Annotated in this window: 17 protein-coding genes; 6 read left to right on the top strand and 11 right to left on the bottom strand. The window is 41.6% G+C overall.

Annotated elements, in window-relative coordinates; translation table 11 throughout:
• The first annotated feature begins 19 nt into the window (after positions 1-19).
• A complete protein-coding gene (locus ACFOHL_RS10225; RefSeq protein WP_376920135.1) occupies positions 20-145 on the top strand; it encodes a transposase domain-containing protein in 126 nt (41 codons plus the stop codon).
• Positions 146-411: 266 nt separating this feature from the next.
• Here ACFOHL_RS10225 and ACFOHL_RS10220 read toward each other — a convergent pair whose 3' ends face one another.
• From ACFOHL_RS10220 to ACFOHL_RS10185, 8 genes are read right to left on the bottom strand one after another with little or no spacing between them, the layout of a single operon-like run.
• On the bottom strand, positions 412-1,446 hold the full coding sequence (locus tag ACFOHL_RS10220; protein WP_376920122.1) for a glycosyltransferase family 2 protein: 1,035 nt from the start codon (positions 1,444-1,446) through the stop codon (positions 412-414).
• Positions 1,446-2,648: a glycosyltransferase family 4 protein gene (locus ACFOHL_RS10215; protein ID WP_376920121.1), complete on the bottom strand. Its 1,203-nt coding sequence runs from the start codon at positions 2,646-2,648 to the stop codon at positions 1,446-1,448. Before ACFOHL_RS10215 ends, ACFOHL_RS10220 begins: the two co-directional genes overlap by 1 nt.
• Before the next feature lie 52 nt (positions 2,649-2,700).
• A complete protein-coding gene (locus ACFOHL_RS10210) occupies positions 2,701-3,759 on the bottom strand; it encodes a FemAB family XrtA/PEP-CTERM system-associated protein (RefSeq protein ID WP_376920120.1) in 1,059 nt (352 codons plus the stop codon).
• A complete protein-coding gene (locus ACFOHL_RS10205) occupies positions 3,756-4,757 on the bottom strand; it encodes a WalW protein (RefSeq protein ID WP_376920119.1) in 1,002 nt (333 codons plus the stop codon). The genes ACFOHL_RS10210 and ACFOHL_RS10205 overlap by 4 nt, the downstream gene beginning before the upstream one ends.
• A 2-nt stretch (positions 4,758-4,759) precedes the next feature.
• The gene (locus ACFOHL_RS10200) at positions 4,760-5,875 is read right to left on the bottom strand and encodes a glycosyltransferase (RefSeq protein ID WP_376920118.1); all 1,116 of its coding nucleotides are present in this window, start codon (positions 5,873-5,875) and stop codon (positions 4,760-4,762) included.
• A 30-nt stretch (positions 5,876-5,905) separates the two neighbouring features.
• Positions 5,906-6,880, bottom strand: coding sequence for a glycosyltransferase (locus ACFOHL_RS10195; RefSeq protein ID WP_376920117.1), 975 nt, complete (start codon positions 6,878-6,880; stop codon positions 5,906-5,908).
• A complete protein-coding gene (locus ACFOHL_RS10190) occupies positions 6,877-9,534 on the bottom strand; it encodes a hypothetical protein (RefSeq protein ID WP_376920116.1) in 2,658 nt (885 codons plus the stop codon). The genes ACFOHL_RS10195 and ACFOHL_RS10190 overlap by 4 nt, the downstream gene beginning before the upstream one ends.
• A 3-nt stretch (positions 9,535-9,537) precedes the next feature.
• Positions 9,538-10,560: a GNAT family N-acetyltransferase gene (locus ACFOHL_RS10185; protein WP_376920115.1), complete on the bottom strand. Its 1,023-nt coding sequence runs from the start codon at positions 10,558-10,560 to the stop codon at positions 9,538-9,540.
• Positions 10,561-10,944: 384 nt separating this feature from the next.
• Here ACFOHL_RS10185 and ACFOHL_RS10180 point away from each other — a divergent pair, with 384 nt between their 5' ends.
• The 5 genes from ACFOHL_RS10180 to ACFOHL_RS10160 all read left to right on the top strand — a co-directional run bounded on the left by ACFOHL_RS10180 (position 10,945) and on the right by ACFOHL_RS10160 (position 14,763).
• Positions 10,945-11,679: a S1 family peptidase gene (locus tag ACFOHL_RS10180; protein WP_376920114.1), complete on the top strand. Its 735-nt coding sequence runs from the start codon at positions 10,945-10,947 to the stop codon at positions 11,677-11,679.
• A gap of 249 nt (positions 11,680-11,928) precedes the next feature.
• Positions 11,929-12,540, top strand: a complete 612-nt coding sequence (locus tag ACFOHL_RS10175; RefSeq protein ID WP_376920113.1) for a twin-arginine translocation signal domain-containing protein — start codon at positions 11,929-11,931, stop codon at positions 12,538-12,540.
• Positions 12,512-12,763: a hypothetical protein gene (locus ACFOHL_RS10170; protein WP_376920112.1), complete on the top strand. Its 252-nt coding sequence runs from the start codon at positions 12,512-12,514 to the stop codon at positions 12,761-12,763. The genes ACFOHL_RS10175 and ACFOHL_RS10170 overlap by 29 nt, the downstream gene beginning before the upstream one ends.
• A 6-nt stretch (positions 12,764-12,769) precedes the next feature.
• Complete coding sequence (locus tag ACFOHL_RS10165; RefSeq protein WP_376920111.1) at positions 12,770-13,639, top strand: HprK-related kinase A; 870 nt, start codon at positions 12,770-12,772, stop codon at positions 13,637-13,639.
• Positions 13,636-14,763 (top strand): nucleotidyltransferase domain-containing protein, encoded by a 1,128-nt coding sequence (locus ACFOHL_RS10160; protein ID WP_376920110.1) that lies wholly within the window; start codon positions 13,636-13,638, stop codon positions 14,761-14,763. Before ACFOHL_RS10165 ends, ACFOHL_RS10160 begins: the two co-directional genes overlap by 4 nt.
• 69 nt (positions 14,764-14,832) lie before the next feature.
• Here ACFOHL_RS10160 and ACFOHL_RS10155 read toward each other — a convergent pair whose 3' ends face one another.
• From ACFOHL_RS10155 to ACFOHL_RS10145, 3 genes are all read right to left on the bottom strand, one after another.
• On the bottom strand, positions 14,833-17,403 hold the full coding sequence (locus ACFOHL_RS10155) for a zinc-dependent metalloprotease (RefSeq protein WP_376920134.1): 2,571 nt from the start codon (positions 17,401-17,403) through the stop codon (positions 14,833-14,835).
• 375 nt (positions 17,404-17,778) lie between these two features.
• A complete protein-coding gene (locus ACFOHL_RS10150; RefSeq protein WP_376920133.1) occupies positions 17,779-19,464 on the bottom strand; it encodes an ABC transporter transmembrane domain-containing protein in 1,686 nt (561 codons plus the stop codon).
• 129 nt (positions 19,465-19,593) lie between these two features.
• Entirely contained in the window at positions 19,594-20,286 is a 693-nt protein-coding gene (locus ACFOHL_RS10145) for a hypothetical protein (protein ID WP_376920109.1), read from the bottom strand.
• Positions 20,287-20,416: the final 130 nt, after the last annotated feature.

The raw sequence follows: 20,416 nt of genomic DNA, 5'->3' as shown, positions 1-20,416 counted from the left end.
AAGTGCGACACTTTACTCGATTGTACAAACAGCTAAAGCAAACGGTCTCGTTCCTTACGATTACCTAGTGCATGTGATGGAAAAAATCATGCATAGCGAGCGTGATCCTGAGAAACTTGCGCCGTGGAGCGTGATATTAGACTAGTGTGGTTCTTTTGACGTTTACAAAGCAAGGCCTGTGGGTCTCCCTCTTGGTGATGTAAAATGAAGAGCAGCTGGTTCGAAGAAATAGGGATTTACCCAGTTGCTTTGTTCGGTAGTTTATTAGAGCCTATGCTCTACAATCATGTACATGAGAAGCATACGAGATCCGTACGATTCTGTAAGAGGGATGAGACTGAAACCTCTCACCCTACTCGTTGCTTGTTAATCGAGATATTGGACATAGAGATTTTTATAAAAATTAAGTTCCTAGTACAAACATCTCGAAAATATCCACTTCCCCCAGCAGATTATCATAGTTTTGTAATACTTAAGCTGCCTCGGATATAGTTTTATACCCGAAACATAGGATTTTAAGGCTAAGTTGTATTGCCCACTATTTTGGTACAAGGCGTATCCAAGCTCCCAAACTATTTCTTCAGATAGCTGTTTTTTATATATAGAATACTCTTCGGTGTTTAATCTAACTAAATTGGGGAGTGCTTTCTTGGCTTCTAGCAAGCGCAGCATCGACTGTATTCGTTTATCAAAATTGGTGTTTTTTGCATCAGTGTCAGAGATATTTCTATCATGTACTCTGTAAATGACATGTATGTCGTCGATAAAACCGAAGCGAAACTCTTGCTTTAGCGCCATAACAATAAATAAGCGATCTTCTCCAACTCTAAATTCTGGAATTGATAAGCTGTTGAATACTTCAGCCCGTATCACCGAGTTTTGAAAACCGCTATCTATCCCTTCGCGAAGTTGCAACAAAACTGCTTTATTACTGTCTAATATGAACTCTTTCGATTTTTTTTTCTCTGCGATAGAGAAGAGTTTGTTGGGAATCGGAGGGGAGCTGTTTGAGTAAAATGTGCTTTGTAATATCGTATCGTTAGAGAAGTAGTTTACTCTCTTGCAAGCAGCGTAAACCCAGCTGATGTGAGTATGTCGCTGTAAAAAGGCAATACTGTTTTTTAAATGGTGCTCAAGCCACAAGTCATCGCTGTCAAAAAAAGCCAAGTAATCTCCAGATGCTTCAGCAATACCCGTATTTCGCGCGCCAGCGGGTCCTTTATTCTGTTGCTGAATGATCTTAACTACTTGCTTACCGATGTTTTGCGACAGCTTGTTTATTGTTGAAAGAGAATTGTCTGTGCTGCCATCGTCAACAATGATTAATTCCCAGTTTTCATAGCTTTGCGCCTGAATAGATGCAAAAGCTTCGGATAAAAATTGCGCCCTGTTGTACACAGGCATAACTATTGAAATCAATGGTGGATCGAATATCTGCTTGTCCATTAGTTCTTATGCAAGCCTTGACTAATTTGCTCAAACAAATTTTGTGCTTTCTTTACATGAGATTGCCAATCTAAATTGGCTACCACATGCTGCCTTGCCGCTGTTTGCATTTTTTCTATGTCGTAGCTTTGTGTATATATTTGTTGAATTTTTTTGGCGATAAGACTCACGTCATTGCAATCAATAACAAAACCAGTTTCTTCGGGAAGCATGGTTTCTTTGGTACCACCAGAATCACCTGCAATGACTATTTTCCCACAAGATTGCGCTTCGACTAGTACCATGCCAAAGCCTTCAATGTCGTTCTCAATTGTGCGATTGGGTAAGATAAACAAATCACATTGCTGGTAGCAAGCAATCATGTTTTCGTCATTCAGACCACTCAAAAACTGCACTTTGTCTTCGAGCGCTAGTTTTTTGCAAAGTGCTGATAAGCTGCCTTTGCATTCTCCATCACCAATAATGGCATAGTGGACATTAGGAATGGTCGAGCGTAATAAACTTAGTGCTTCGATCATCTTGTCGTGGCCTTTCCGCGCCTGTAAGCGACCAACAGTCAGAATGACAAATTTATCATCCCACCCCATGCTTCTTCTAAATCCATGATCTGCACCTGCGGGTTTAAAAAGCTGGCTGTCTACACCCGGATGCAACACAGTTGTTTTTTCAGTCGAAGCGAAGCCAAGTGCTTGTGTAATCCTTTGACTATTATAACTGTTACATATTAACCGTGTCGCGTGCTTGCACACTTGTTTTACCAATAAACTGTGTTCTCGACTAACCGCAGCCGTTTCAACGTCTTCACCGTGAATATAACAAATATAGTCAATACCACTGAGTTTTTTTAATAGCCAAGCACTTACCCCTTCGTGGATGATGCGACCACAATGAATTTGCGTTATCTGCTGTTGTTTGGTAATTTTTCGCAAGCGCCTAATTGTAGAGTAATAAAACTTGATGCCATGGATACTTTTGAAGCCCCATTCCCAAGAACGCAGTGGCATTCGAATGAGCGTTAAGTTGTCGTGACTCAGTTCTTCACCTTCGTTGTAAGAACTTACTTCATCATCACTGACTACTGTAATCGAAAAGCCATTGTCTACCTCCAAACGGCTATAAAGCTCCCAAAACCAACGACCACTTCCCCCAGATTTTGGCGGAAAATTTTCAGTTAACACAAGAATATTTTCTTTTAATGGCATGAAGCATCTATTCCTGATAGTAGCTCGTTAGTCTCGTAAACAATGTAGAATTTCATAAGCTTATATACCGACGCAAGATAGGTCCGAGAAAATTCGCTACTGGCAGTGGTAAGCAGCGCCAAGCACTCGCGAGTTTATCGCGAGACGGCGAGCTTTTACTGGGTAATTCAATCAAGGCTTCTCCATTTCGAAAAGACTGCCATTGAAGCTTGATAGGTAAGCACCCCCATTGTTTTTTAAAGTTAAATGTACCTTCTCCCACGGTTGAACGACCAAAATCAAAAGTACTAATGCCTTGTTTTGTTGCTTGTGCGAGCACAGCCCAATAGAGCAACATATTTGGTGCTAATCTATTGTACTCATTCAAGGTAGAAGCCCATGGAATACTTGCCTTGTTACCCAAGGTCAAGACAAGACCTGCGCCGACTACCACATTCTCGGAATAGACTATGGCCATGTATGCATGACTGCCGTACTGAGAGATAACTTCTTTGTACCATTGCTTAGAATGGACGGGTGAACCTAGGGCCTTCATGTTTTTGGCAATAATTTCGTAAAAACTTTCGAGTTCTTGTGTTTTTATCGCACTTCCCATGACCACCTCATAGCGCAGCCCATTTTTTTCTGCTTTTCGAATTTGACTGCGCAACTTAGATTTAAATTGTTCCATCAGCGCTTCTTCTGATGAAGGCAAGTCGAGGAACATTCGTACTTTTTCACCCGATGTTACTTTCTTAAGATCCTTAACTTCACTCTCACTATTTCTGATTTCGAGTTCAGCAATTCCAAGATTTTCTGCAAAATTGAGCAGGTGTGTTTGTAATACAGAATAGACATCTTTGTTGTCTGCGATGATTCCGCCAATATCGCAGTACGGGAGGGCGCTAAGCAGTTTTTTGCCGCGCAAGCTACGCATATTAATTATCGCTAATACACCTACAATTTCATCTTCTTTTATGGCAGCAAAACGATAGCAGGTAAACCCATAGGCATTTTCGACAGCCACTCCCCACCCATAAAGATGGTAGGGGCTTGCGTTGGGTGCGGTGAGTATATATGTATCCCAGCGTTCTTGATTAATTAGCTTGCCAGTAATTATTTTTATTGTCATGTGGCGATAAATTTAGGGTTAGTTTTAAAATATATTTTAGCTTCAGAAGGTGTCATAAATACTAAGTTGTTTCGTTTGCTTAAGTGTTCGATGACATTTTTTATCCGTGTTGTGATCAGTTGATATGGATCGTCATGATCGACTACACCCGTTCCGCTTTGAATCAAGTTAGAGCTGTGTAAGTACATATGCACAATAGGTTGTTTACTAGTGTCTATAGCTTTACATAAACGGATCATGTTATCCGAAGAGGTGACTTCTGGGCTCATGTATATCTTTCTAAGGATACGGCTATGCCATAGAATGGCATTCGCTTTCAAATTTTGCATGAATGCAGAATCAAAAGCTTGGTATATGCGATTTGCCAAAGTAAAAGGTCGCCGGTTAAATCCAACCGTAACGGGCAGTTCCAAAATATTTCTCTGAGAGCCTGGTTTGAGTACATTTGCTACATCTGGCCAATAGGGTAAAACAGGACTACCTTGGCAAGAAAAGTACTCGTTTTGATAGAATGGATAAACACTGGAATCTACCGTGAAGCCTCTAGACCACAATAGTTGCATGATTTCTTCAGAGATTCCCCAGCGACCGGTTCTAAATGCTTTCGGTTGATAGCTAAATTTTTCTGCAAATAAAGAAAGCAAGGCATCCAGCTTTTCTGCTACCTGTTGTATTGGTAAGTTGACAACGTGTGAGTTTTCTTCATTCGGTTTTTGAAAATAAGGCGGGTTTGCCCAAGGGTGCAGATGTGCCCCGAGTTCACAAAAATTGTTTTTTATTGCCTGATGAAACTCACCTTCTGCAGGAATACCTTTCGCAGCGGCGTAGTCAACAAAGTAACAAGGTCTTATATTGAGTGTTTCACAAAATTTTTGAAATTTAGGCAGTATCGATAAATTTTCTACCGAAAAATTATCCTCTGGAAACGGACCGTCCCAATCCCATTCTTCTTCGGTATCCACACTAAGCACAAATAGTAAGTCAGTTTTGTTCATCATACTCAATGCTTGATTAATTTATTGAATAGAGCTAAGTATTCGTCTGCCATACGTTTAGCCGCGTAGTGTTCGTTGACATATTCTATTGCTTTGTTGCCATATTGCATTGCTAATCCAGGTTCGTCTAACAGTGCTTCCCAGTAACCACTTAATGTTTCTTTATCCCCAAGTTTAGCAAGAAGTCCAGTGCTTTGGTGCATAACAAGTTGATCAATACCCGGAATATCGTAAGCCGCGACCGGTGTGCCCATTGCACAGGCTTCCATTAAACAACGAGGAATGCCTTCGAGCGTCGAGGTCATGACAAATAAATCGAAACTGCGTAAATAGTCCAAACGGTCATCTCTATAGCCTAAAAAGTGAATGTCTTGCTTAGATGGTAGCGATTGTGCGTATTTTTCCAACTGTATGCGTTCATCGCCATCACCCAATAATACTAGTTCAATATCCTGTCGTGTAACACAGAGGTGGTTGAAAATATCAAGAATATCCTTGATATTTTTTCTACTTATCATTTGACCAATAAAACCGATGCGTTTTTTTGTTTTAGTGAGCTTTTTTGGTGCTTCACGCACCTTCTCTACCTCAGACAGATCTACCCCATTTTGGATGTACACTAAGTTTTGCGGTGAAACGCCGTATTTTTTTACATCTTCAAGAAGTTGCGGTGATAGAGGAACAACGCTATCAGCAAAACGCATTGCTTGACAGCCTAACCAAATAAACATGCGCAATTTAAAATCAGCCGCGTTTTCAAAACCATGTGGCGTCACCACTACGGGGATTTTCGCCTTTTTCGCCGCCATGACACCTAATATGTCAGACTTGTAGCCATGAGTATGGATAATATCAACGTTGTTTTGCTTAATATACGTGACTAACTTGTCTATGACACGTAAATCAAAGCGATTTTTCATCTCTAATTCAACAGTTTCGCCACACTCTGCTTTGAAGTGCTTCACAAGTTCTAAGTCTTGAGAGTTTTCTTCTAAGGTTACCGCTAGGGAATGTTTTGCGGAAGAGGGCGAGGTATTCTTACACAGCGCCAAGATCCATCTTTCTGCTCCGTAAAAACCTGTCGAGCAAATAAACTGTAAAATATGTGGCACTTGATTCATCTTCGATTTAGCCCTTATTCCCTGCTGAATTCATTTTTGCATGAGTCCTTTAATTGTTCCCCACGTCCGCGCGGGAAAATATACGCTATAAAACTTAAATACCGTTGCAATACTTGGATCTCCTTTCGTTAACGATGCCAAGCGGAAACTATACAAACATAGCAAGGTGACTGCACCTAGTACTGACAATATTGCAAGTGTGTAATGAGAAAACACAGTAAACAACAGCGCACATACCACACCAAGCGTAAATAATGGTGGTACGATAAAGCTAGGCCATTCTGACAAGGGGATTTTTCTACCTCGTATTGACGCTATATTGGATAGGCCTCGCCACACTTCTTTTTCGGCCATAGGTCTAAAAGCTTTATCCTCGCCAATATGAACATAGTGACTGTCAGCGCTATAGAACAAAATCCCTTGTTTGGATATAGTGTGGGTAAAAACGTAGTCCTCGCATGTTTCTAAATGCTCTGGAAATCCTCCAGATTTATGGAACGTAGATTTTTCTAACAACAAGTTACGACCCGGCAGAAAGGTTACTTCGCAATCGACATGTGCATTGCTGAGAGCCGTTCTAAGTTTTTCGAGCGGTGGTGCATTTGCGCTGTTTTTTTGTATCGCGCTAACGAGTTTAATTTTTCTATTCTCGCGCAGTTTCTTCAACATCGCCTGTAGCCAATTGTTGGCGAGCGAGACGTCTGCGTCTAAAAATGCGATATATTGCCCCTCGATGTTTTCAGCACCAATGTTGCGCTGCATCGAAATATTTTTATCTTGACTTACGTATACACAATTCAAACGATAGACCTTAGCAAATGAATGCACGGATTCCTGTAAGTGACTATTTTTTGTTACTACGTAGACTTCAATTTTATTCAAGTCAAAGTCTTGGTTTTGAATCGATTGTAAGGTTTCAATTAGCATTTCCTCACGTCCCATATGCGGGATCACAAAGCTAACGATTGTTTCATTTACGTTTTGCTCATTGACAATCTGTTTCATGGCTTACCCAGAAGTTTTTGTAACTTGGGAATACGAGTAAGCAGCAAGCGACGTTCTCGCACGATTGAGTAATTAGAGATAAAGCGCCTTATCCTCTGATAAAAAGTGGGGTATACGTGATGGATAACACCTTCTTCACTGGCTTTTTGCAAGTCAAGTCTATATTTTCCTGCTTGTATTAAGGCGATACCGCCGTAATTCTGCATGGTCAGCGCAAGTATGCGAGTATAACTTTGCTCATGGCTTTTCTCTAGTTTATTGCAAATCCATTGGTTTAAAGCTTGTGCTTTGAGAATGTACTTTTCCTTTTTTTCTCCCTCAGTCAGTAGGCTACCAATACAGAGTAGTTGCACTTTTCTGATGTCTTGTGCTGTCCAAGTGTCGTTAGGGTATTCGAGTATTTCTGCGCTATCCAAAGCCGGTTTCTCGTACAAATATATATAATCGATGTAGTGCATTAAGGCTGCAAAAGCTGACTGGCAGGCCATTCGCTCAAGTTTAAATGTCGCGATAATATGTATATATTTAGCCACTGATTGCAGAAAAACAGTGTAAAACCATGTGTTTTCGATATCGCTAAAGTTTCTTTTGGCTATATCGTCATTTTTATCAATAGTATTTAGTATTACTTTTTCGGCGTCGGCTAAATAACCGGTGTCTTGAGTTAACTCATAGGCGTCGAGCAATGTGTTTACGTAATTGCCTGTACCCCTGTCGAGTGGATATTTGTTGGTGACTGGATTGCGTACAATACCTGTTCCAAAACCTAATAGTAGTTTGCTAGTGAACGGGATAGTTAGCTGATTGGCATTTTTTAACTGTAAAAATTTTCCAAGTATCGTGCCATCGCCTTCGTAGATATAACGCATCCACTGTGCCATTTTGATAACCGTTTCGTAGGCGTACTCATCCCCTGTCAAAAAATAATACAAGCATAATCCAGAAGAGTAGCAGTGGTGTGAGCCTGGCCCACCGCCTCCGGCATGATCCATGTATACATTGGATGCTTGATGTTGTGAATAGGTACGATGGCTTGCCGTTTCTGCTTGTACGTAGTGATCAGTATGCCAAAACAAACCGTTGTTATACTCAGGCTTGTCGTTATCTGTACGGTATATATCAATGTTTATTGTATGATCGTAAAGATCGTCGGCTAGTTCTCGCCATTTCGGGTTGCCGCTAATCAACCATTGTTTGAGAAAACCAAGTAAGGGGTCGTATTGATTGTTGTAGTGCGAGACAAAAACGTCATCGCCTTGGTAGTTATCCGCCTCGTGATCTGCATAAAGATCACCAAAGTTTCGCCAACCGTACTCGTCGACGATTTCTCTTTTGGAAAAAAAACTACTATCGCCGTGTAAACCTAAATCCACCGTTTTTTGCAATACATCATTCGTTAAGCATGAACTAAACCAAGGAATCGATAAGGCTTTGTCTAAGCGCGCTGGGGGAATGCTAAACTCTGAAGCAGATGAAACTGCTTGAGAATTTTGCGCTAAGTCAATTTTGCTGTCAGCAAAACAAAAACGATAGTCGTGTGATTTGCTTTCACCTGGCTGAAGTTCAAGTGGAGACTTTGTTTCTGTGTTGCAGTGCTCCACTGTAAGTCGCCCATTTTTAAGACTTATGGTGTTGGGGAATTTCTGCCAAAAGTACTTTGGTTTGAGGCTTATGCCATGTTTCTCATTGACTAACTGTATTGTCGGTTGCGCGCGTTCAAGGAAGCTTTCTGATTCGTTTAATCTGAGTTTAGCGCCCTTGTAGTGTAGCTCTACTTCGTTTTCGCAAGTTTTATGTACGGCGCTTTGCCAATTTTTCCCGCCACTGCTGTGTTGCGTGAGAGTAAACTCGCTATCGTCAATAGGGATTATTTGGTCAGAATAGCAATTGCCATCTCGTAAATAACAGGAAGCTTTGTAGTCTGCAGGGAAATCTATTTCTAATGCCATTGAAGCAAGGAATAAACTGTTTTCATTTCCTAAATCCCATTTTCCTCCTTGCGCTACTTGAGCCTGAGTATTTTGCAGTTTTAGACGCAAATTCAGAATTTGTTGTTCCCAAAGTATGTCGTAACTTAGTGATATTTTGCCAATTATCTTCGACTCGTCTGATACGTTTGCGCTCTGTATGATTTGACAGGAATAGGGTGTCTCATTGCTTGAGAACTCAAGTTCATAAGTGGTGCTTACTTTGCCTATTTGAAGGGCTGCGTGAAAAGTACTTACAAGCTCTGCAGTTAAGTTTGCCGGTTGATATTCAAGCTTAAACAATTGAGATGTCTCGATATTGAGCTCGCCAGAAGGTAAACATACGCATAGCGAGTCTTCGTTTTCGATAACCCAATTATTCTTAATCTGTTTTTGTGCAGTGGTTTTTTTTCGTAAAAAAATATCAGTCGCATCTGCATTGTCTATATTGAAGTTGGCTTTTACCAACAACCAACGAATACTTTTGTCTTTCCAAAAGGACAAGGGGGTAGTGTAAGCAGATATTATTCGACCGAAATTGTCGATGAGCTCAAAGCGGTCAAGCGAATAAATCTCTCCGCAGGAAAAAGGCACACTGATACAGAGAGGTTCATTAATTAAAGGTGTGCTGTTGGGGCGCGTTAAAATATGAAGTGCACCATTAGAGTCTGACGTGGCTCGATTCACTTGTTATCCTTTGGTACGTCTCAATTTTTTAAGTATTGATTTAAGCCCAAACAGTATCTTGTTTACAGGGTGTGTGCTTGTCAGCTCGAGAGTATACATATAATAATGGTCGTTGCTCAATGATTCTTTGTAGCGCGCGTCGCCTGCCAGAAAGTCGTAATATTGGTATTTTTTGCCAACAAAATATTCAATCGCTAAAGCATGCATAACAAGCCCAGGTTTGAATTTATTGCTACCATCTGAATAATCTATGGCAGAAAGATAAAAATTTGCTGTTGGGTGTTTATTAATAAAATACAAATATCCCAAAATTTTTCTGCCAGCGGTGAAAGCAATGATTTCAGTTTCTAATTCTCGTTCTTTTTGCTCACACATGCGAGTGTGAAACTCCGTAAACTGAGGGTTGACAAAGCCGCTACCATATTGTGATTCCCCCCATTTTTGTATGTGTAACTTGGCGATATCATTTTTCAACGTTTTTGCTTTTTGCTCGTTGACAACCTTGAACTCAATTTGCCCATAATGCGTTTCTATGTATTTTTTTGCTCGGCGCAGTGTCGAGCGAGAATTTTTTGAGAGTGTTGACAAATAGTCCACTTCTTTTGACAACAAGGCCTCTAGCTTAACTCTAGCGCTCTTATGAATGATTTTGTCCCAAAGGAGTGCTTTATGATGGGACCAGTTAATATCTATTGTATGTGAGAGTACTACTTTATGAAAATTGGGGATGGTGATTAGTCGCTCCAAAAAAGCATGCCGGCATGCTATTTTATGCTGTTCGGCGCAGATAATATCGTTTTGTTCAATCCATACTTGATCACCAGCATGTTTGCCTGTTTGATTGAGGTAGTACACGTCACCCCACGCACTTTTCTGCTTCCCGATAAATGCTAGGCCAATAATATTTTTTTCCAAATAAAATAAGAGCATGAATGGCTTATAAGCAAGACTTTCTATCCAAGTAAGCTGCCACAGACTAGTAAGAAAAACACTGTTGTTTAGCGCATGACTGTTGATCTCATCCATATAGCTCCTTGCTTCTTCGAGCGAGTAAGCACACTTCAGCTCGGTACCTATTTTTCCTTTAGTATTCAGGAGATTACCTCTTTTGCACTTCAATTAAACTTACGGATATGTTTTCGGCGAAATAACCATGGGCATTTTATCTACATGGCTAAGTTCAAGGTGCCTTGCGTTGCATGGTTATCAACACGTTTCGGTTAAGCAATACTAGTGAGGCCATGTACTGCAAGCATATTCTTGTCCCCCTTAGAAAAACTTAAATATATCGAACACTCACTTAAAAACAATTATTTTTTGGGTTATGCTCATACAGTATCTGCCCTAACTTGGAATTCTTAAGTGCTGCGTTGCTACTGTAGACAACTAATATTTTATTCACTTTTATGTGTGTCCTTTATCACTGTTGGACATGATAATAAGTCCTCATTAGTTGATAAAATCAATATTGTTGAACGTTCTGTTGTCGGGGTAGGCATTCATACACCTTTGGAGGCTAGAAAACCTCAACTAATAGGGACAGGGTTTGTCGTAGGGGATGGGAGTTACGTGGTTACAAACTATCATGTGGTGTCTAAAGAACTATCCACCGACATTGTACAAAAGTATGTTGCTTTGGATGGCGAAGGAAGAGTCGTTAGAAGTCATTACCTAGAAATAATAGGAATTGATCCAGTCCATGATCTTGCGATTTTGCAATCCAAGTCAAAAATGACGCCGATTGAGTTAGCGCAACCAAACTTAAAAGAAGCCGGCACAGAAGTTTTCTTTACGGGGTTTCCACTGGGTGCAGTACTAGGTTTGTATCCAGCAACGCATGTTGGTTTAATAGCTGCAGTTGCACCAGATGTAAATCCATCAAAAAATGCAGATCAACTCACTTTGAACCTACTGTCGCGCTTAAAAAATCCGTTTTTGATCTATCAGTTAGATGCCACAGCCTATCCCGGAAATAGTGGTAGTCCAGTGTTTGATATGCATTCGTCTGAGGTCATTGCAGTGATCAATAAGGTGTTTGTTAGTGCGGGAAAAGAAGCGGCTATTACCAATCCGAGTGGCATTTCTTACGCTATACCGATTAAGCACGTATACGCACTCGCAAAAAAGCATGGTATTAAGTTATAATCTTAGAAAGTTAAATACTTCAGTACCTGCTTGTTGCGCTGAGAAAATTAATCGACTTGACTATTGGTGTCAGAAAATTTTCCAACTAGCAAATTCCTCTGGCATAAGTCATTGATTTTTAAGATGCATGCAGATGGTATAAATATTGCTTTGATAGCTGTGTAGATGGTTGAAGGACTACAGTGAGCGTTGCACCAGTTTCAGTGGTGCGCCAGTGGTTCACTTCAATGCATGAATTTGGATGCTAAAATGAATCAAGAAAAAGATGTAACTGACAAGATTGGCTCTACGAGGCGTACATTTTTGAAGCGCTCGGCTGCAGGGGCAACGCTTGCAACTATCCCAGCAAAATCTGTATGGGCAACGGGAATAACTAACTCTATCGTTGCTTCTGGTCATGGCTCAGATTTTGCCGGTGGTGTACCACTTAAATTACAAAGACCTTGGTACTGGCAAAACAGACAAGGCAGCATACAAGCTTCACTACTGGATAGTTCCTTTTCTACAGTATTTGGTGGTCAGCCCTTTGCTGATAACATGGGTACGGCGCTTAAAAAGCGTGGCACCGGTGAAGATTTAACGGTTAGGGACGTCATTGTAGGTATCGGGTCTGGGAATAACAATTGGGTGTATCGTGGCCCTGCTAACGTTAATGGGCTGTTGATCTCAGCGTATCTATCTGCAGTTTACACTGGTGTGCCGATGTTTGATGTCAATTTTCCAGTTGTGGGGCCAAATAAACCTTTTCAAATGAATGAGGTGTTGGCTATGAAGCTTTATCAAATGGCTCAACCCAATCCCCAGTTAATGGGTCAAGAGTTAGCCCAGTTACATGACAACCCAACAACGTTCAGACCATAAAATTAGGGTGACAGAGAGTTACACAATAAAACAAAGGGTGCTTATGCACCCTTTTTCAGATGATTCGGGTTTGACCTTTTTCGATCCGGTGAGCAATACCATTACTTCTGTCGCGTTAACACTAGCGCGTTTCCACCAAATATTAGACAAACAAACGCCCGTAAGTGAGCAAGAAAGTAAGTTATTATCAGAATTGCTCACTCAACAAATAATACAAGATTAAGAAACATTGAAATACGACTTTGTTTTAACGCTTCCGCCTTTTACCTTTGCCATTAAAAACAGCATAAAATTTGTCTATGACAATGCAAAACGTATTTATGCTGATGCTTTTGTGGATGCTAGTATTCATGATGATTTCATCGATTTTTCCGTTAGCATTACGGATGGTGGTGGGCTTAGAGGACTCGTTAAACCACAGGCACGTTTTTTTTGTGATGACAGAGAGCCATTTAAACCTTTGGACTTTAGTCAAGCTTATGCCTTGTTAGAGTGGGGAATGAATTGGGCTGTCGCGGCTCATGAGTTCAGTTATGTGATCATTCATAGCGCGGTGTTAGCGAAAGATGGCAAGGCGGTGCTTTTTCCTGCGCCGCCAGGTTCAGGTAAAAGCACACTTACGGCTTATTTGTCGCAGAATGGTTGGCGTTTGCTTTCTGACGAAATGGCCTTGATTACTCCACACACAAAAACCGTCACCCCTTTTGTACGACCTATCTGTTTAAAAAATAACAGTATCGACTTAGTAAAAAGCTGGTATCCAGAACAGCGTTTCTCCAGTATTGCACGCGACACACACAAAGGTGACGTTGTGCATATGGCACCAAGCAAACAAGCTTTAGCAGCCAATACCGAAACAGCTGAAATCGTGGGTGTTGTATTTCCAAATTATAAGCCCGAGACGCAACTGGATATTTATCAGTTAAATATGGTTGAGGCCTACATGCAGCTTGTTGATAATGCCTTTAATTTTATCGCCCTTGGCGAGCCTGCTTTCGATACCGTGACACAGCTAATAGAAAATACAAAGACTTTTGAAATTTTTTACAATGACTTGCAAGAGGTCAATGCGTTTTTGTTGGAGGATGTATTGACATGAACTCACTGACTTCAGAACACGTTATCCGTGCTTATCTTGATGTATCGTCCTTACTTGAGCTAAGTAAAAGCCAGTTAAGTCAACTTATCATAGTGATGCGTCAGCAAAAAATCTTAGCCCGAGTAGCGCATAGTTTAGTTGAGCAAGATCTCATTGACACTATCGAGCCTAGGGCGCAAAGGCATTTTCGTAATGCCTTGTTGATGTCAAACAAGCAGCAGTTGCAAGTATGGGAAGAAGCTGAGTTACTTGTGAGCCAGCTAGATGGCGTGAGCCCATTTTTAATATTTTTGAAAGGCGCGGCTTACTCCTTAAGTGCTAAATTAACCACCAACAAAGTGGCGGCCGGCAGAATTTACAGTGATATTGATGTCCTTGTAGATAGAGAGTCTTTAAAGTTGTGTGAGCAAACCTTAGCCATTAAAGGTTGGCTGGCGCAAGAAGTCACAGATTATGACGACAAGTACTACCGAAAATGGGCGCATGAAATCCCACCCATGAGTCATGGCAAGCGCGGTACAATTATCGATATTCATCACAATATTGTACCCTTGATTTCTAAAGTCGCTCCAAATGTTAATAAACTGCTTAATCACGCGGTCAACTTGGGTGATGGTATATGGGTTTTATCGCCGGCTGCGCAGTTTGTGCATTCAGCGATTCATTTGTTCAGGAACGAAGAGTTTGATTCGGCTTTCAGAGATTTAACTGATCTGCATATTATGCTTAAGGCTGGTGGTGCTGAATTTGAACAGGCGATCATAGAGGTTGCCGAAGAAATTGGATTCAGTAAAGAGGCCGCATTGGCATTTCACTTTGTTGCTGAACTCGATAGCAGTGCCGTCAATGCGAATGGCGCAGCATCGGCATTCATAAAAGCGAACCCGATTAGCTCTGTAGACAAATATATATTCTCGAGGGTACTCTTTCCTCAACACCCATTTTTAGAGGCATCACAAACACCGTTTCGTGGCTTTTTAGCGCTGTTACGTGGGCATTTGCAGAAAATGCCTTTGCATATATTAACGTATCATTTGTTTGTTAAATTATGCCGTTGGCTAGCGGAAAGCGTAGCAGGAAAACACATTTTCACTCCTCTAGACGAGAATCAAAAACGCTTTTAACATGCGGTAAAAAAGGGGCGCGTGCCCCTTTTTTATACATATCCAGTAAAGTAATTATTACGATTAGGTTCAGCTATTGCTTTTATGAAATGCGCGATTAATCAAATCGCGGATAAATGCTTTGTGAATCTTACTCGCGTTATCACCACGACGACTATTTACCATGTCTTTAATGCGTCTGAGCTCACTCACCGCTGTACCTTGTGTAATAAAGTCGTGTTGACTAGGCTTTTCTAAGCCGGACATGGCTAGAAGGCGGTTGAGGTACTCAATTTGCAAGTTTCTACGATAAGAATTAACTATGGACTTCGCGTCTTCTTTAAATATCCCGTCTGTTAAGTCGGATAACATGGCATCAACGCTGTATTCATTGCCGTACAAAGCGGTATCCGTCAATCGCATCGTCACGTTCGGGTGGAGCAGGTGATCCAATACGCGCTTTTGCGTGCCGAGTAGCATTTGATGGATTTTAGGTGATTCGTCGCGACCAAAACCGTCAAACCCTCTGCGCTGGCGTTGTAAATAGGCAAACATATTTTCCATTTCGGCCAAGGCATCTGGTGCAAAAAGCTCGTCATTGAGTAAAGTCATTGCACGTTTTTGATCTTCGGCAGGGACAGGTGTAAGAGGTTGGGTATACCCGTCTTGCCCCACGAAGGCTCTATTCAAATATACGCCACCAACGTAACGGCTAACAACCGACGACTGGCGAGATAGTTCGCTAAAGAGAATGTTCGCGCCCACGACTAAGTCATTGTGTGAACGACCATCGACTAACAACTTATCTTTGAGCTTTGTCGCAACATCTTCAATTAGTGTTACTCGTTCACCTGCATAGCTTATAGCGTCACTAGACATATCAAAAATATTGATTCTAGGGTCAACGTGACGTCCGGGCGCGCGCATATCGTCTGCATCGTTACCGAAGGCTAATTCTGGCTCAGTAGAACGCGCCAAAATTTTATTTAGTCGCTGCTCTTCTTTCTCAGGATCGTCCAATGCCACTGAATAGCCATACTCGATAACCCAATCATCGTAAGGACCTGGTTTTTCTGTGTAGAAGTCACCTTGTGGCTTGCCTACTGGCGCGTAGTTAACAGAAGGATAGTCCATTACCGAGCCCGCTAAAATACCTTGGGTGATTTCAATGTCATGCGCTTCTTCTGGGCTGTGAAGTTGCGTGGCCATCATATTGTGATTGAGACCGAGGGTATGTCCGATTTCGTGCAAAATAAGGTAGTGCATAGATTGTCTGAGTAGCCTATCTTTTTCGATATCACCCATTCCTTGCGTTAGTCCTGCAAAATTTGCGAAAGTCTTGCCCAGCTGTAAATTGTGCCCAAGTGAACAAAGGTGGACATCTTGGTGATCTTGCGAAAGTTGTGGTAAGTGCGTCGCAAAGTTACTGGCGCCATCGGTAAACATTTCACTGGCTAACCATCGTCCAGTCATAAAGCTATATTCAAGCATAATGTCGGCGGCCAAGATTTGTCCCGTCTCCGGATGCGCGACACTTGGACCATAGCCACCAAACGGTGGGCGAGGGGATGACGTCCAACGCAATACGTTGTAGCGAACGTCATCGGCAGACCACTCTGCATCGTCAGGCTGAATTTTTACCGCAATGGCATTGCTAAAGCCGGCTTTTTCAAAGGACTGATTCCAAGCAAGAGCCGCATTTTTAATCGTGTCTCGCCACTCCACTGGAGTAGTGTTTTCAATCCACCATGTGATGGGTTCAACAGGATCTGAAATGGCAGCATTTGGATCTTTTTTTACTAAATGCCAACGATTGATGACGTCTCTAAAATTAGCTGTTTCTGCTGTCGTTAAATCATCGAATTGTTGCGTAAAATAGCCAACTCTTGGATCATCTCGGCGGGGTGTAAAGTCATTTTCAGGTGCTTTTACAAAGGCATGCTGAATGCTTAAAGTCGTATAGCGTTGATCGGCGATTTCGTCGCCGCCATAAACTTTTGGCGTCGCGTTTTCATATACATAGTCTACGACAATGTGCGTGTTTTCGGGAAAGTTATCAATTTCGATTATTTTAGATTTGTCTTTCGAAAACTTACCTACTTTGAATCGATTTTTATCGACTTTAGGGTCACTAGCTGGCATAGGCGCAACGCGGTGAAGGTTCTCGTTTTTAACCAAGGATTGAAGAGAAAAAGCAATTTTTCCGTCTTCCTCATGCTTAATTTCGGTCGAGATGAGGACTGACTCACTGGTATTCGCATCAGCCGCTTTACTGATTGCGTTATCTTCATCAAAAAAGTATCTTGGTGTTTTTGATATGACCTCTATCCTATTGAAATAACGTCGAAATTCAATAAGTTGAGTATCGCGATAGTGCCCTCGAAAAGTACCAGCAGAAACCACACCATCGGCAGTGGATACGATGTGTAAGAAAGGTTTGTTCAAGTCTGCTTCGTCAATAACAACAAGACCCGCGCCGTCTTTTTTGTCGCGATAAATGTCGATGAAACCTTCATATGAGGTTTGTTTTTCTAGCGTTTCGCTGAGACTGGGTTTGTCTTTTTCCTTGCTTTCGTCTTTTTTATCTTCTTCTGACCATGCGCTTGTTTGAAAAGCTAAAAAAGAAACGGCAAGCATAATTTTGCTTCGTTTAAAGTTCATCATTTTCTCTCGTTAGTTTTTGTAATAATTAGAGGCTGTTTATCTTTGTTTATTATTTGTGCTGACGATCATTAACAATAAAAAACAAAGATAAACAGCCTCTATTCTGGTACAACTAGCTGGATCCAAAATAGAGTTGGTCCATCTCTAAGTCTCAGCTTCATGAAGATAAGCTTGTGGTGACTTAGTTTTCAGCTCTTAGGGTCTTGCATTCCCTCCAAGGGTACCAAGATTTATAGTTATGTTACTGCAAATCTGCTGGTATAGTTTACTATGTCGGCATGGCTTTCAGGGATGTGAAGAACATAAATTGTGTTTCAGAATATTACAATGCGGTGTGGAGCCCACAACTTATTTATTCAAAGCGCTTTTTCATCAACTAAGCAGCTGCAAATCAACAAATTCTTTGTAGTTGGCATTCGACGAATACAAATCAGCGTGCGTGCCTTTTGCCAAAATACGTCCCTTATCCAATACAACGATTAAATCTGCATTCACCACAGTAGACAGGCGGTGAGCAATCACAATCGTCGTTTTGTTTTGCATCAGCGAATCTAGACTTGTTTTTATTTCGCGTTCGCTCTTTGCATCCAAAGCACTGGTAGCTTCGTCTAGCAACAATACCGGACGATTAGCGGCTATCGCTCTTGCTATAGCAATACGTTGTTTTTGGCCACCGGACAGTTTTACGCCGCGTTCTCCCAGTTCGCTATTGTAGCCCTCGGGAAGAGATTCAATAAAATCATGCGCATTGGCGAGTTTAGCCGCGTGTTTGATGTGCTCCATGTCGATTGCTTCATTATTGCCTACAAATGCAATGTTTTCGGCTACACTGCCTGCAAAGATAACAGGGTCTTGAGCGACCAATGCAAAGTGCTGGCGCAATGTTGATAAAGGCATATTGTCGTGACGGGTGTTGTTGATGATAATCGAACCGGCTTGTAGCTTGTAAAATCGCAGTAGCACATCGAATAATGTACTTTTCCCCGCGCCACTTTCGCCTACCAGCGCCACTTTTTGTCCTCGGTACACCTCAAACGAAACCCCTTTGAGTACTGGCGTATCGGTATACGCAAATTCAATCTCTCTAAATGAAATTATTGGATGCGTATGATTCTCTAAAGGCATTGATAGCTTGTCCTTGGCATTGTATACAGGCGGATCCTCAACAATTTCGCTTTGCCTGTTTAATAAGTCAAGAATGCGCTCGCTCGCGCCAGCGGCTTTTTGAATTTCGCCAATAACTTCACTTACGGTGGCGATAGCGCCACCTGCAAGCACGGCATAAAACATAAACGCGATTAGTTGACCAACTGTAAGTGTGCTTTCGATTACGGCTAGCATGCCTAACCAAGCTACGATGATGATTGCCGACATGCTGATGAGCATGACGCCAGAAATGAGTAGTGCTCTATACTTTATCCGTTTGGAAGCATTCAACATCACGGCATCGGTTATAGTTTGAAAGCTAACAGATTGTCTTTTTTGCGCCCCAAAAGCTTGTATGGTTTTAAGCTCATGTAAGCTTTCATCAACAATACTGCCAATATTCGCCACTTTATTTTGACTTTCTTTACTGTAGTGTCTGACCTTTTTTCCTAACAATTTTACGGGGACAAGGATAAAAGGAATGGCTAAAAAAACATAAAGCGTGAGTTTCAGGCTAGTGATACTCATCAACACAATTGCGCCAACAAAGCTTACACTGGAGCGCAAAGCCATTGAAATGCTCGTACCAATGACGGTTTGTAGTAGGGTCGTATCGCTGGTAAACCGCGAAATAATTTCGCCGGTTCGTTCATTTTCATAGAAACGGGGGCTGAGGGTGAGTAGATGATCAAAGAGTGTTTTCCGAATATCAGCGGATACGCGCTCACCCAACCACACCATGTAGTAAAACCGAATGAATGTTGCCACGCTGCCAATAAATACAATACTTAATATGGCAAGTAATGCGGTGTTTAAGAAATCAGTATCATTTTGATAAAAGCCTGAGTCGACAATATGCCGTAAGCCTTGCCCTAATAGCAGCCAAGTTGAAGCGCTAACAGCGAGTGCCATCACGGCAAAAGCAACCTGTTTTTTATAGGGGGATAGAAAGCTAAATAGCCAAGTCGTCGCGGATTGTTTGATAAGGGATCTCGTCAGAAAATAGGAAAAATCAGCCGATAGTGTAGAACACTGCCAGTCTTATTTATAGGTTTTCCAATCTATTTCAGTCGATAGTAAGAGCTCTCGCAGTGACAAAGCGCGGGGGACAGTTTTTCCTTTTGGTGTCCATCGGTGACCGCCACACGCAGCAACTAATACAGGTTTTGTTGGTTTGAGTAATAGATAGCGCGTTTGCTTGGGGATAATATCAAAATATTCCCCTGTTTTAGAAAACCAACCAAATTGATTGAGATGAATGCGATCAGAGGCAATCCTATCGATACTATCAAGTTCGATGTGCTCCTCTCCCAAATGCTCGATGTACACGGCCACGACCGCGCCGTATCGAGCGTACTGTGAAAACCACTGCAGCGTCTTGCTTGTTTCTTGAGTGTTAATTGGGCATTTTCCGGCTTGTTTTGCTTGCCACGTACCATTGTGAACATCAACGTTCATCGGTGCATAATCTTCTAGTAAGTGCGTGGCGGCATTCTTTATGTGGTAGGTCAGTCCATTTAACTTGCGTTTGATTAACTGCGGGTCAGATATATTGCTGTTGGCAAGCCGCTGAATTTCTCGTTCATACAAGGCGTTACTCAATTCGGCAAAATTAGGGTATTTAGCCGTTAAATGAAATATATCCGTTTGTGTTTGAGAGTTGCTTACCACAGTGCTGTTAGTCTTAATTTGCTTAAACGCATGAATGATAGCATTCGCACGCCTTGAAAACACGTCCCAAGTTATGATTGAAAATGTATGGCGGAGTCGAGCCAGAGCTACCGGCCAATGCCTAAGTGTGTGCTAACTTTACGGGCATAAAAAAAAGCGAAGGCAAAACCTCCGCTTTTTGTAATATCGCTAC

It is taken from the genome of Agaribacter flavus, assembly GCF_042646125.1.
Taxonomy (GTDB): Bacteria; Pseudomonadota; Gammaproteobacteria; order Enterobacterales; family Alteromonadaceae; genus Glaciecola; species Glaciecola flavus.
Note: the sequence above shows the minus strand (reverse complement) of the source record. Positions and strands in the feature narration are given on the sequence as shown.